We start from the raw sequence: 14,653 nt of genomic DNA, 5'->3' as shown, positions 1-14,653 counted from the left end.
GTACAGCGAAACCTATACGATCCGCACATACTGATTCTATATATATAAAGCAGTTTTCTTATGATAAAACATAGCTATTACTATTATGTACAATTTTTTTAAATATTAAGCCATGATAGAGATACAATTCAAAAAACGAATGTACCTTTTCCCTAAAATATGGTAGACATTTTTAAGCTAATAAAAAAGCGGGAAAATTCCCGCTTTTCATTGACTATCTACGTAAACCAAGCTTATTAATCAGTTCACGGTAACGTTGAACGTCTTTATTACGTAGGTAAGTTAATAAATTACGACGCTTACCAACCATTTTCAAAAGACCACGACGTGAGTGATGATCTTTCTTATGTGTACGTAAATGCTCATTCAAGTTATTAATTGATTCTGTAAGGACAGCGATTTGAACTTCTGGAGATCCAGTATCAGTTTCGTGTACTTTGTACTCGTTGATAAGTTCATTTTTGCGCTCTTGAGTGATTGCCATCCTGCTTCACCTCCTAATTTTTCAAATCCCCAATCACTGAGCAAACGTTGGTGAGTCGTTTTGCCAAGCAATGGTTCAATTTGATACGTTAATAAGAATACATCTTTTTACGATAAAATGCAAGTGCCTGTCCTGCATTTTTCAAAGTAATCTCGGGCATTCTCTTTATCTTTCTCAATTTGCGCAACCAGTTCCTCTATTCCCGAGAATTTTTGTTCACTTCTCAGCCTGCGATGCCATTCAATTGTTACTTTTTCATCGTAAATATTACGGTCAAAATCAAAAATATACACTTCAATAGAGGGTTTATCTGCTATTTCCTTGTGAAAAGTTGGTTTATAACCAACATTGCATACACCTTGAAATGTCTCGCTGCTTTTTGCAATCTTAAACCTTACAGCATAAACACCAGTCGGCGGTAAAAGATAATCATCATGAATATCAACATTTGCCGTTGGAAATCCAATTGTTCTTCCCCGTTTTTCCCCGTGAATAACATGGCCGTTTGTCGTATAAAAACGGCCAAGAAAATGGGGGAGCTGTTCCATTTCGCCATCTTGAATACAGTCTCTAACAGCAGTTGAACTAATTTTCTCCTGACCATACTGCAGTTTGTCGATAACTGAAAAAGTAAATTTCTCTCTTGAATGAAAGGTTAATGTTTCCATCGTCCCTTTCCCCATTCGTCCATATGTATAGTCAAAACCTGCAACAACATGTCTAACGTTCAAATCAATTAAATAACGATCAACATATTCCTGAGGCAATAAATTGGCAAAGTCTTCGGTAAAACGGACAACAAAAAAATAATCAATGCCAAGTTTTTCAATTAACCCAATTTTTTCTTCAAGCGGGGTAATATATTTAACATGCTGTACACTCCTTCCAAGAACAACAGAAGGATGCGGATTAAAAGACATAACGGCACTTTTGAATTGCCTTTTGTCAGCTTCATTTTTGCCAGCTGAGATTACTTTTTGATGTCCAAGGTGGACACCATCAAAAAAACCTAAAGCCATAACCAATGGCGGAATATCTTCTTGTTTCAAATGATGCGGATGGTCTAGATAATATATTTCCACGTTTAAGTATCACCTTTTCTTTAAAGCATGCTTACTCTAGGGAACTTAGCACTTTTGCCGGTTTCATCATGCCCGTTTTCGCTGGATGATGAATATAAATCGCTAATGCTTTACCCGCTTCTGTTTCAACCACAATCGGATTCCTTTCCTGCTTGAATGACTCAGGAATAGGTAAAATAGCTCCATTTTTGACTTTCTCCGCTATTTTATCACTAATCATATATTTGGGCAAATAGCTTAATGCCGCTTCGATTGGATGTAGAATGTCTTTAAGAGTCCCATCTGCCATTTTTGCTTCAATCTCTTCAAACGTGTAACAGTCAGATAGTGAAAATGCAGCTGATTGAATTCTGCTTAAATCAGACATATGTGCAGGATAGCCTAACGACTCGCCAATCATAACAGCAAGCGTTCGTATATATGTTCCTTTGCTACAGGAAACACGAAATCGAAATGAAATTTGCTCTCCGCTAAAGGATTGACGGTCATCCAAAAGATCTATGGAATAAATCGTGACCGTTCTTGTTGGACGCTCTACCTCAATTCCTTGCCGGGCATATTCATATAATTTTTTGCCATTTACTTTAACAGCTGAGTACATTGGCGGGGTTTGTTCTATCGTCCCTGTATGGTCTTCAAGTACTTTAAGGATTTCCTTTCTATCAATGACACGATCAATTGCTTTTCTCTCGATTACTTCCCCACCTGCATCTTCGGTCGTGGTCGAGAACCCAATGGTTACTTCTCCTTCATATGCCTTACCAGCATCAGTAATGTATTCGGCTACCTTTGTAGCTCTTCCGATACAAATCGGCAGTACGCCTGTTACGTCCGGGTCAAGAGTTCCAGTATGACCCACTTTTTTCATATGTAATATCTTTCTTAGTTTAAATACACAATCATGTGATGTCATACCCTTCGGCTTATAAAGAGGAATTATACCTTCCATTATGTTATGATCCTTTCTATCATCTGAAAAAAATGGATAGACCGATGTCTATCCATTTTTCATATTAAACGTTATTGTCTGTTTCATTTTTTTCGTTCACTTTTTCCTCATTGTGAATTTGATGCAGTAAAGTATCAATTCGATGTCCATAATCGATTGATTCATCAAATTCAAACAATATTTCAGGTGTTTTACGCAAACGAATCCGTTGTCCAATTTCTGAACGAATAAAACCTTTTGCTTTTGCTAGTCCGATTAAAGTATTTTCACGCTGCTTTTCATCACCCAAAACGGAAATATAGACGGTTGCCTGCTGCAGGTCTCCAGTTACATGTACATCCGTTACAGTCACAAAGCCAATGCGCGGATCTTTAATTTTACGCCCAATGATTTCACCGAGCTCTTTTTTCATTTGTTCCCCAACACGATTTGCTCTCACGCTCATAATCTCACCTCGTTTATCAAAGCCATTCTATATCGGTGATGGTCCGTTCCAATTCTGGAAACGAATCAATAAACTTAAGGGCATTCTGCAATTCCATTTCTACTGCAACATGAGCAGATGCAACTGCAGTAATGGCGATTTTACTTCTTTGCCATGTATCTTGAAAATCTACTTCAGCAATTGACACATTATACTTTTGCTTTAATCGTGTCATCACCCGCTGTAAGACTGCCCGCTTTTCTTTTAAGGAATGAGAATCGTAAATAATACATTCGAAGGCTGCTAAGCCAACTATCATTAACGTTCCACTTCTTCCATAATGTATGCCTCAATGACATCATTTTCTTTAACGTCATTGAAGTTCTTAATTGTAATGCCACATTCATAGCCTTGACTAACTTCTTTGACATCATCTTTAAAACGTTTTAGATCATCAATTTCGCCCTCAAAAATAACGACTCCATCACGGATTAAACGAACGCCACTGTCGCGGGTAATTTTTCCGTCCGTTACATAGCTTCCGGCAATCGTTCCCACTTTGGATACCTTAAAGGTTTGACGAACTTCTGCTTGACCAATAATTTTTTCTTCAAATTCTGGATCAAGCATTCCTTTCATGGCAGCTTCAATTTCTTCGATTACTTTGTAGATGATGCGGTGTAAACGAATATCTACTTCCTCTTGGTCAGCGGCACGTTTTGCATTATTATCCGGACGAACGTTAAATCCAATCACAATTGCATTTGAGGCAGCAGCAAGTGAAATATCCGATTCATTAATTGCCCCTACAGCAGTATGAATAATCTTGATATTTACACCTTCAACATCAATTTTTTGTAATGATGCTGCAAGTGCTTCTGCAGAGCCTTGAACATCGGCTTTAATAATAATGTTTAATTCCTTCATTTCGCCTTGCTTCATATGCTCAAATAAATTATCAAGGCTTATTCTTGTTTTTTCACTGCGCTGCGCTTGTAGAGCAGATGATGCTCTCACTTCTCCCACATGACGTGCTGTTTTTTCATCATCAAAAACAACGAAACGATCTCCTGCTTGCGGCACTTCATTTAATCCAGTAATTTCAACCGGTGTTGATGGACCGGCTTCTTTCACTCGTCGTCCTAAATCATTTACCATAGCACGGACACGTCCAAATGTATGACCAACGACAATTGGATCTCCAACTTTTAATGTACCGTTTTGGACAAGTAAAGTTGCAACAGATCCGCGACCCTTATCCAATTGCGCTTCGATAACCGTTCCAACCGCTTTACGATTTGGGTTAGCTTTATATTCCTCCACTTCACTTACGAGCAGAATCATTTCCAGCAAGGAATCAATTCCTTCTCCAGTTTTTGCAGATATTGGTACAAAAATGGCATCTCCACCCCATGCTTCTGGAACGAGACCATGTTCTGTTAATTCCTGCATAACCCTGTCAGGATTTGCTGTTGGTTTGTCGATTTTATTGACTGCTACAATGATTGGAACTTCAGCAGCCTTCGCATGGTTGATCGCTTCAACGGTTTGTGGCATAACCCCATCATCTGCAGCTACAACAAGAATGGTGATGTCGGTAATTTTTGCTCCTCTAGCACGCATCGTTGTAAAAGCAGCGTGTCCAGGTGTATCTAAGAACGTAATCTTTTTCCCATTCTCAACCACTTGATAGGCACCGATATGCTGCGTGATTCCCCCCGCTTCGCCTGCTGTTACTTTTGTATGTCGTATAGAATCAAGCAGTGTTGTTTTACCATGGTCAACGTGGCCCATAATCGTCACAACAGAAGGTCTTTCAACTAATTCAACTTCTTCGTCATCTGTGAAGTAAACTTCAAGATCCGTTGCATCAATTTTAATCTCTTCTTCTACTTCGACTCCGTATTCACCGGCAATTAATTCAATGGCATCCTTATCAAGATCCTGATTAATCGTTGCCATAACACCAAGTAAAAATAATTTTTTTATGATTTCAGATGGTTCCCTGTGCAACTTTTTTGCCAGCTCAGCAACAGTTAAAGAATCAGTGAACGTAATTTTAGCAGGCAGTTCTTTTTCTTTCTTTTTTTCAGGCTGTGCATGAAACTGTTGCTTACCTTTATGTTGGTTATTTTTATTTTTATTCTGATTATGATTATTTTTGCCTTTATTTTTATTAAAGCCGCCTTTTTGGTTCCCTTGTGTATTTTGACCTTGACTTGGTTTTTTTGGTGTCGATTTAATAACATCTTTGTTTTTTACCACATGTTGACCGTTATCGGTCTTTGATTGATTCTGCGGCTTTGCATTTCCTTGCTGCCCTGTTGTTTCAGGCTTTTTGTCATCTTTTTTTTGAAAGTAACCGTCTAGCTTTTTCACAGCATCATCCTCAATTGTTGTCATATGATTTGAAACCTCTATATTCATATCTTTTAATTTCGTAATAACTTCTTTACTTGAAATATTTAATTTTTTTGCGTATTCGTACACGCGCATTTTACTCATACTTTCACCCCCGCTGATATTTAATCGAGCAGCGTCATCAATTTTTTTGCAAATCCCTCATCTAATAATGCCACCACAACACGTGCTTCTTTCCCAATTGCCCGTCCCAGTATTTCTCGATTTTCAATGGTTTTTAAAGGAACTCCGTAGGATCTGCATTTATCCGTAATTTTTTTAGCTGTATTTGCAGAAGCATCGGCCGATAATAGAATTAGCTTTGCTTTACCGCTTCTAATTTCTTTCACCGATAACTCTTCTCCCGAAATAATTTTCCGCGCTCGATTGGCTAATCCAAGCAATGATATCCATTGATGTTCATTCATTAGGATAATCGATTCTCCTTTTCGATTAGCTGTAATAACTCATCATATATTGAATCATCAATTGATACTTGTAAATGATTAGCTAACACATTTTTCTTCTTTGCAGCTAGAACGGTTTCTTTATCCAAGGAAAGGTATGCGCCTCGACCAGATTTTTTACCCGTTAAATCGACAGACACTTCTCCTTCTTTAGAACGGACGATTCGAACTAATTCTTTTTTGGGTTTCATTTCACCAGTCATGACACATTTACGTAAAGGTATTTTTCTTCGAGTGCTCACCCTCATCCCTCCTTGGAATTCTTATCGTTCTTCATCAAATTCGTTAGAATCAATGCTGATCTCATCATTTACATCGAGATCTTCATTATTAAGCTTAAAATCCACATCTTCTTCAACATCTTCTTCATCAAACGTTAATAATGACTCCTCACGTGGATAAATACCTGCCTCACGTGCATCACTTTCCGATTTGATGTCAATTTTCCATCCAGTCAGCTTTGCAGCTAATCGTGCATTTTGACCGCGTTTTCCGATTGCAAGGGAAAGCTGATAATCAGGCACAATGACCGTTGTTGCTTTATCTGCCTCATTAACGATCACATCAAGTACTTTTGAAGGACTTAACGCATTTGCGACAAATACAACAGGATCAGCAGACCACTTTACGATATCAATTTTTTCACCTTTCAATTCATTGACAATTGCCTGAACACGAGATCCTTTCGGTCCCACACAAGATCCTACTGCATCTACTTCAGGATTATCAGAGTGAACAGAAATTTTTGAACGGTCGCCTGCTTCACGGGCAACTGATTTAATTTCTACCGTACCATCATAAATTTCAGGTACTTCTATTTCAAATAATCGTTTTAATAATCCCGGATGTGTACGAGATACAAAGATTTGCGGTCCTTTCGTGGTTTTTTCAACCTTCGTTAAAAATACTTTGATGCGATCGTGCGGCTTATATCTTTCATTCGGCATCTGTTCATTGCTTGGAAGAATCGCTTCAATTTTCCCGAGGCTGACATAGATAAATTTCGGATCTTGGCGCTGAACAATCCCAGTCATAATATCTTCTTCACGATCAATAAATTCCGAATAAATAATACCACGTTCTGCTTCACGTACACGTTGTGTTACGACCTGTTTAGCTGTTTGGGCCGCAATTCGCCCGAAATCCTTTGGTGTCACTTCGAGTTCAACCACATCTTCAATTTGGTAATTAGGATTAATGCGGTGTGCATCTTCAAGAGAAATCTCCAGTCGAGGATCAAATACTTGATCGACCACTTCTTTACGTGCAAACACACGCATCGTCCCAGCGCCTAAATTAATATCAATTCTTACATTTTGTGCTTGATTAAAATTTCGGCGATAGGCAGAAATAAGCGCTGCTTCTATCGCTTCCATTATAACATTACGAGAAATTCCTTTTTCTTTTTCAAGCAATAACAGAGCATCTAATAATTCACTGCTCATGAGAATGGTTCCCCCTTAATTTACAGTTCTTCCTTTGAATTAAGAAAAGCTAACAGCAAGTCTTGCTTGCGCAATCTTTTCAAAAGGAATGTTCACACTTTTCTTTCTTGTTTTTATTTTGATTTCTACTGTAACAGTTATTCCATCAAAGTGAGTTAAAATTCCTTCAAACTGCTTTTCGCCGTCGATTGGTTCGTACGTCTTAATAAATACATTTTTCCCAATCGCCTTTTCAAAATCTTTATCCTTTTTTAGAGGGCGCTCTGCTCCAGGTGAAGAAACTTCAAGGAAGTAATTGTGCACGATCGGATCAACCTCGTCCAGCTTTTCACTTAGCCTCTCACTTACTAAACCACATTCCTCAATATCAATGCCGGCTTCCTTATCAATAAACACTCTAAGAAACCAGTCTTTTCCTTCTTTAACATATTCAATGTCAACAAGTTCAAGTCCCATATCATCCAATATCGGAGTGACTAATTGACTAACCGTTTCTGTCACTTTACTCACGGTATCCCTCCTTTACACTTAAGCACCATAAGTCTGCGATGAATGTAGAAAACTCCTGTCTATTGCTTATGCTTTCTTCCTACTGCATGAAGAAAGCTTAGGAGCACAGGAGTTACAAAAATCAACCGTATTGTTTAAACAGGGCCGTTTCCAAAAAGCAATAACTCACCAGGATATGTATAGACAATACGAAAGAGTGGGTTTCCCCACTCTTTATTACCAGAGTTATCCTTAGTATTTCCAATAAAACTATACCATATCCAAAAATTTAATGCAAACACTGAAATGCAGAAGCGGCTTGGTCAGACCCGGCAGGCATAAGATGGGCTGGAGGGAAGGTTGTTCTTTAACCTTCTCGCCAGCCCATCTTATGTCCCGAGGGTCTAGCCGCTGCAGCTAGACACCACATAAAAGTGAAGGCGCCTTGCCCAGCAGCGACAAGCATACCGGGGATGAGACGCGCCCTTTCGTCTCATCATCGGTTTGGCTTATGACCTCGAGCAGCTAGGCGCCGGAACTGGACAACACCGAAATGCGGAAGCGGCTTGGTCAGACCCGACCAGTATATACGATTAAAATAATGATAACTGATTTTGGTCTGGCAGTGATTCAAGACAGCCTTGATTATCCAAGAATTCCATAATCGTTTTTGAAACTTTTCCTCTTTGCTGAAGGTCTTCTTTTGAAAGGAATTCGCCTTCTTCACGTGCTTTTACAATATTATATGCCGCATTCGTCCCTAAACCCGGAATCGCATTGAATGGAGGAATTAATGAATTGCCATCAATAATAAATTCCGCAGCACTTGAACGATAGAGATCAACATTCTTAAAAGAATAACCCCGTTCACACATTTCAAGCGCCAGCTCTAACACTGTAAGCAGGTTTTTCTCTTTCGTAGAAGCATCCAGACCTTTTCCATTTATTTCATCAATTTTCGCCTTGATTGAAGCAGAACCTTGTGCCATAGCCTCAAGATCAAAATCCTCTGCACGAACGGTAAAATAGGCTGCATAATACAGAATCGGGTGATGCACCTTAAAATAAGCAACACGAACACCCATTAATACATAGGCTGCAGCGTGGGCCTTAGGGAACATGTACTTAATCTTTTTACAGGAATCAATATACCATTCAGGCACTTCATTCTTACGCATTTCTGCTTCCATATCATCTGTCAGGCCTTTCCCTTTCCGGACTGATTCCATGATTTTAAAAGCAAGTGATGGTTCAAGACCTTGATAGATTAAATAAACCATGATATCGTCACGACAGCCAATTACCTCTGGCAGTGTACAAATATTATTTTGGATCAATTCCTGTGCATTTCCAAGCCACACATCAGTACCATGTGATAGACCAGATATTTGTACCAGCTCAGAAAAGGTTGTCGGCTTCGTATCTTCAAGCATTTGCCGGACAAATCGAGTTCCAAATTCCGGGATTCCCAGTGTACCAGTTTTACACATAATCTGTTCTTCCGTTACACCTAATGATTCGGTACTGCTGTATATTTTCATTACTTCCGGGTCATCCGTTGGAATCGTTTTAGGATCAATCCCGCTTAAATCCTGCAGCATTCTGATTACGGTTGGATCGTCGTGTCCTAATATGTCAAGCTTCAATACATTATCATGAATAGAATGGAAATCAAAATGAGTTGTCCGCCATTCTGAATTTCTGTCATCGGCTGGAAACTGGATTGGTGTAAAATCGTATACATCCATATAGTCCGGAATAACAATGATCCCCCCTGGATGCTGTCCGGTTGTCCGCTTAACCCCTGTACAGCCTGAAGCAAGTCTTTCAACTTCAGCTCCACGGATTTGCAGGTTATTGTCCTGCTGGTATGCTTTTACATAACCAAATGCTGTTTTGTCCGCGACTGTACCGATTGTCCCGGCACGGTATACATAATCTTCTCCGAATAATACCTTTGTATAGTTATGGGCCCGCGGCTGATATTCGCCGGAGAAGTTAAGATCAATATCGGGTACCTTGTCCCCTTTAAAGCCTAAGAAGGTTTCAAACGGAATATCCTGACCTTCTTTTTTATAGATGGCACCGCAGATTGGGCATTCTTTATCAGGAAGGTCAAAGCCAGAGCCGACAGAACCATCATTAAAGAATTCGGAATGCTTACATTCCGGACATATATAATGCGGAGGCAATGGATTGACCTCGGTAATTTCAGTCATAGTTGCAACCAAGGATGATCCTACCGAACCACGGGATCCAACTAAATAGCCGTCATCAAGCGATTTTTTTACCAGTTTATGCGAAATCAAGTAAATAACAGCAAACCCATGACCGATAATACTTTTCAATTCCTTTTCAAGCCTTGCTTCTACAATTTCCGGAAGCGGATCACCATAAATTTGTTTGGCCATATTGTAGCTCATGTTGCGAATTTCATCTTCGGCCCCTTCAATTTTCGGTGTATATAAGTCATCTTTAATCGGTTTAATATGATCTATCATATCAGCAATTTTATTCGTATTTTCAACAACAATTTCCTTTGCTTTCTCTAATCCAAGAAAGGAAAAAGCATCAATCATCTCGTTTGTTGTTCTAAAATGAACATCCGGAAGCTTGTGACGGTTTAACGGGTTTGCCCCGCCTTGAGAGTTAATAAGAATCTTTCGGTAAATTTTATCATTTGGATTTAAATAATGAACATTCCCTGTAGCGACAACCGGAATATTTAGCTTTTCACCTAGCATGACAATATTACTGATGATTTCTTCCAATGCTTTATTGTCACGAATAAGCTCAAGTTCAATTAAATGCTGATATACTTCCTTCGGGTGTACTTCAAGATAATCATAGAACCTGGCAATCTTTTCCACTTCCTCAGGGCCCTTTTGCATCATCCCTTCAAATACTTCTCCTTTATCACAGGCAGAGCCAATAATGATTCCTTCGCGATATTTTTCTAACTGCGAGCGGGGAATTCTCGGCACCCGGTAAAAATAATGAATATGAGAAATAGATATCAATTTAAATAGATTTTTTAAGCCGGCATCATTTTGTGCCAGCAATGTACAGTGGTATGGTCTAGATCTTTGATATGCATTTCCTTGTCCCATATTATCATTTAACTGGTCATGATATTCAATTCCCTTTTCAGCCGTATCCTTTAACATTTTCATTAAAATATATCCGGTTGCTTCAGCATCATAGATAGCACGGTGATGCTGTGTTAATTCAACATCCAGCTTTTTGGCCAGTGTATTTAAACGATGGTTCTTCATCTCAGGATATAAAAATCGCCCCAACTCTAATGTATCAATAACAGGGTTTGATGCCTTCTCCAAACCAATGGTTGTATAACCCATATTTAAAAAGCCCATATCAAAGGAAGCATTATGGGCAACCAGGACAGCATCCTCTACCCATGTATGAAATCTTTTTAATACAGCCTCCACTTCAGGAGCATCTTGCAGCATATCATCTGTAATATGTGTCAAATTGATAATCGTTGCTGAAAGCGGGCGATGCGGGTTGGCGAAAGATTCAAAGCGGTCAATAATTTCTCCTCCGCGAATCTTAACAGCTGCCAGTTCAATAATCGTATCGTATACAGCAGACAGCCCTGTTGTTTCAACGTCAAATACAACGTACGTATCATCTGCTAAATTTCGATGGGCCGAGTTGTAGGCGATAGGCACACCATCATCGACTAGATTTGCTTCAACGCCGTAGAGAATTTTTATGCCATTTTTTTGGCCTGCACTAAAAGCTTCCGGAAATGATTGGGCAACAGCATGGTCTGTAATCGCTATAGCCTTATGTCCCCATTTTTTGGCTTGACTGACGAGAGTGCTGACAGAAGAAACAGCGTCCATTTGGCTCATCGGCGAGTGCAAATGCAGTTCAACACGTTTTTCACCTTCAGGGGCTGTATCTTTTCTGCTCGGCGGCTTAATTTCATTAACATCATTCCCAATCATGACAAGGTCGCGTACAAACGTATCGTTTTGAACGCTGCCTCGAACTTTTAACCACATTCCCTTTTGAACACGATTAAACTGCGCTGCATCTTCTTTATCGCGCGAAAACATCTTAACAAGAATAGAGCTCGTGTAATCTGTAATTTTAAAGGTTAGTAACGTCCGGCCACTGCGAAGCTCTTTTGTTTCAGCACTAAAGACATATCCTTCAATTGCAATTCTGCGTTCTTCATCTGTTATTTCTTCCAGTTTTCTAAATTCTGCATCATCACGAATCGTTAATCCAATTGTTAAAGGACCGCTATCCTCGATAGCATCATCAGTATTTTCGTCACGCTTCTGTAATTCAATAAGAGCCTGCATACCTCGCTCTTCATCTTCTTTTTGCTTTGCCAATAAAAATTGCTGGTATTCTTCGTTCGCCTGTTCGGTAGAAATTTCAGTATCAACAGCAAATAATGGAAAACCGTAATCCTCATATATTTGCGAAATCAAACTGGCATACTTGCGTTTAATCGATAAACCTTCCAATTCATTTCGAACTTTAATCATCACTTTATTTCCTTGCAATTTGGGAACTTGTTCGTTTAACAGCTTAGAAAGCGGCGGTGATATTCCTTCTATTTCCTGAATACATTTTCTCCAATAATCTATTACCAATTGTTCTGAAAACTCTGGGTCTATTACTTTAATAGAGTAGGAAATCTGAGCGATATAAGCAAAAGTTGTTTCAAGCTTATTTAAGAATGTACTTAATACATTGTATGGTAAAATTCTCTCGAATAAAAAATGAAAATGCCATTTTCTTGCCTTCTTTTCAACTACCAATTTTTCTATCTGGGCTTTCGAGAAATATGGAACAATGGCATCTTCAGTAAGATTTAATTGCTGTAATAAGAGCTGAAAACGCTCATTTTTTCCTGAGTCAACACTCATTTAGATCTCTCTCCTCCCGATTAAATTTTTTCTATCTTAAACACAAAAAGTATTATAGCACACTACACTCTTATTTAGGGCGAAATTCAATCAAAGGAATGCGTATAACATTCTTTAGAAAAAAGAGTTAACGTTGTAAAAGGTCCCTATAAAGAATAGGATCCTTTTATATACGCTAACTCTTTTACATTCTTATAGAGAAGATAGAATTTCAGTAACCTTGCTAATTAATTCACTAGTATGAATTTCGAACATTTCACCGGTTTGACGGACTTTTACTTCTACTATTCCTTCGCTTGCCTTCTTGCCTACCGTAATACGGACCGGTAAACCAATTAAATCACTATCAGCAAACTTAACGCCTGGACGTTCCTGACGATCATCCCATAATACATCATAGATTTGATTCAATTCATTATATAGATTTTCAGTTAATGATGATTGTACCTCATCCTTCACATTAACTGTTACAAGATGAATTTCAAATGGAGCAACAGCAACAGGCCAAATGATTCCTTTTTCATCATTAAATTGCTCCACAATCGAAGCCATTGTTCTGGAAATACCAATGCCATAACAGCCCATGATAAATGGCTGAGTTTTTCCATTCTCATCTAAATAAACTGCATTCATCGCTTCACTATATTTTGTCCCTAATTTAAACACATGCCCCACTTCAATACCTTTTGCAAATAAAATCGTTCCTTCACCATCTGGAGATGAATCGCCTTCCTGAATAAAACGTAAATCTTCGTAACGTGTAACAGTAAAGTCACGGCCTGGATTAACATTTATATAGTGATAGTCTTCTTCGTTGGCACCACATACACCATTTACTATTGCACCAATCGCATGATCAGCAATCACCTCTACACCCGTAACATTAACAGGACCAAGGGAACCGATCGTGCATCCAAGGATTTTAACTGTTTCCTCCGGGTCTGCAAGTTCAACCATGTCAGCATCAAAAATGTTTTTCAGCTTAATATCGTTGACTTCATGGTCACCGCGTACTAAAACAAGAACAAATTTCTCATCTACTTTAAATAATAATGTTTTTATGCAATGCTCTGGAGATACATTTAAAAAGGCAGAAACATCAGCAATCGTTTTTTGATTTTCCGTTAACACCTTTTCTAGTTCTTTTACCGGCTCATTACTTTTTTCATATTTGGTAATGACAGGTGCCATTTCAATATTTGCTGCATATGAGGATGTATCAGAATAGGCAATTGTATCTTCACCGATGTCTGATAAAACCATAAACTCATGTGTACCTTTGCCTCCAATTGAACCTGCATCCGCAATGACCGCACGGAAATTTAAGCCGCAGCGTGCAAAAATATTGGAATAGGCTTGAAAAATCTGATTGTACACTTCATCTAAGCTTTCCTTGGAGGAATGGAAAGAGTATGCATCCTTCATAATAAACTCTCTTCCTCTTAATAAACCAAACCGCGGTCTTTTTTCATCACGGAATTTTGTTTGAATTTGATATAAAGAAAGCGGAAGACGCTTATAGGATTTAACCTCATCTTTTACAAGATTTGTAATCACTTCTTCATGTGTGGGTCCTAAGGCAAATTCACGGTTATTCCGGTCATGCAATCTCATTAATTCAGGACCATATGTATACCATCTTCCTGACTCCTGCCAAAGCTCTGCCTGCTGCAGTGTCGGCATCAATAATTCAACTGCACCGGTTGCATCCATTTCTTCCCGGACAATTTGTTCTACTTTTTGCAAAACGCGTTTTGCTAATGGTAGATAAATGTAGACTCCACTTGCATTTTGACGGATAAAGCCAGCACGTAATAATAACTGATGACTTTTAATTTCTGCATCTGATGGAACTTCTCTTAGTGTTGGAATTAACATCATACTTTGTTTCATAATGTGCACCTCGGGTATTATTAATGAAAAGGAATAAGTTTCTCTACAATTACTTTATCCTTTTTTATAGTGTAAATATAAGTGGAGGGCTGAAGATTTCGCCCTCCACC

At 38.7% G+C, this 14,653-nt stretch carries 12 protein-coding genes; all 12 read right to left on the bottom strand.

Going from position 1 to position 14,653, the window contains the following annotated elements; genetic code table 11:
- Window positions 1–214 precede the first annotated feature (214 nt).
- The gene (rpsO, locus tag R4Z09_RS09560; RefSeq protein WP_150439486.1) at window positions 215–484 is read right to left on the bottom strand and encodes a 30S ribosomal protein S15; all 270 of its coding nucleotides are present in this window, start codon (window positions 482–484) and stop codon (window positions 215–217) included.
- A 107-nt stretch (window positions 485–591) separates the two neighbouring features.
- Window positions 592–1,566, bottom strand: a complete 975-nt coding sequence (ribF, locus tag R4Z09_RS09555) for a bifunctional riboflavin kinase/FAD synthetase (RefSeq protein WP_338452092.1) — start codon at window positions 1,564–1,566, stop codon at window positions 592–594.
- A gap of 31 nt (window positions 1,567–1,597) precedes the next feature.
- Window positions 1,598–2,515 carry a tRNA pseudouridine(55) synthase TruB gene (gene truB / locus R4Z09_RS09550; protein WP_338452091.1) on the bottom strand — a complete coding sequence of 306 codons (918 nt, stop codon included), beginning with the start codon at window positions 2,513–2,515 and terminating at the stop codon, window positions 1,598–1,600.
- Between the two features lie 64 nt (window positions 2,516–2,579).
- Entirely contained in the window at window positions 2,580–2,960 is a 381-nt protein-coding gene (gene rbfA, locus R4Z09_RS09545) for a 30S ribosome-binding factor RbfA (RefSeq protein ID WP_338452090.1), read from the bottom strand.
- 16 nt (window positions 2,961–2,976) lie between these two features.
- Window positions 2,977–3,258 (bottom strand): DUF503 domain-containing protein, encoded by a 282-nt coding sequence (locus R4Z09_RS09540; RefSeq protein WP_338452089.1) that lies wholly within the window; start codon window positions 3,256–3,258, stop codon window positions 2,977–2,979.
- Entirely contained in the window at window positions 3,258–5,444 is a 2,187-nt protein-coding gene (gene infB, locus R4Z09_RS09535; protein WP_338452088.1) for a translation initiation factor IF-2, read from the bottom strand. The genes R4Z09_RS09540 and infB overlap by 1 nt, the downstream gene beginning before the upstream one ends.
- Before the next feature lie 20 nt (window positions 5,445–5,464).
- On the bottom strand, window positions 5,465–5,767 hold the full coding sequence (locus R4Z09_RS09530; protein WP_338452087.1) for a YlxQ family RNA-binding protein: 303 nt from the start codon (window positions 5,765–5,767) through the stop codon (window positions 5,465–5,467).
- The gene (rnpM, locus tag R4Z09_RS09525; protein ID WP_422392257.1) at window positions 5,767–6,054 is read right to left on the bottom strand and encodes an RNase P modulator RnpM; all 288 of its coding nucleotides are present in this window, start codon (window positions 6,052–6,054) and stop codon (window positions 5,767–5,769) included. The genes R4Z09_RS09530 and rnpM overlap by 1 nt, the downstream gene beginning before the upstream one ends.
- A gap of 15 nt (window positions 6,055–6,069) precedes the next feature.
- The gene (nusA, locus tag R4Z09_RS09520) at window positions 6,070–7,251 is read right to left on the bottom strand and encodes a transcription termination factor NusA (RefSeq protein WP_338452085.1); all 1,182 of its coding nucleotides are present in this window, start codon (window positions 7,249–7,251) and stop codon (window positions 6,070–6,072) included.
- Between the two features lie 39 nt (window positions 7,252–7,290).
- Window positions 7,291–7,761, bottom strand: a complete 471-nt coding sequence (gene rimP / locus R4Z09_RS09515) for a ribosome maturation factor RimP (protein WP_338452084.1) — start codon at window positions 7,759–7,761, stop codon at window positions 7,291–7,293.
- 572 nt (window positions 7,762–8,333) lie between these two features.
- Window positions 8,334–12,650, bottom strand: coding sequence for a PolC-type DNA polymerase III (locus R4Z09_RS09510; protein WP_338452083.1), 4,317 nt, complete (start codon window positions 12,648–12,650; stop codon window positions 8,334–8,336).
- Window positions 12,651–12,842: 192 nt separating this feature from the next.
- The gene (locus R4Z09_RS09505) at window positions 12,843–14,543 is read right to left on the bottom strand and encodes a proline--tRNA ligase (RefSeq protein WP_338452082.1); all 1,701 of its coding nucleotides are present in this window, start codon (window positions 14,541–14,543) and stop codon (window positions 12,843–12,845) included.
- Window positions 14,544–14,653 lie beyond the last annotated feature (110 nt).

Origin of the sequence: Niallia oryzisoli (assembly GCF_036670025.1) — a bacterium.
GTDB classification, from domain to species: Bacteria; Bacillota; Bacilli; order Bacillales; family Cytobacillaceae; genus Bacillus_BD; species Bacillus_BD oryzisoli.
This window is presented reverse-complemented; position numbering and strand designations above follow the sequence as displayed.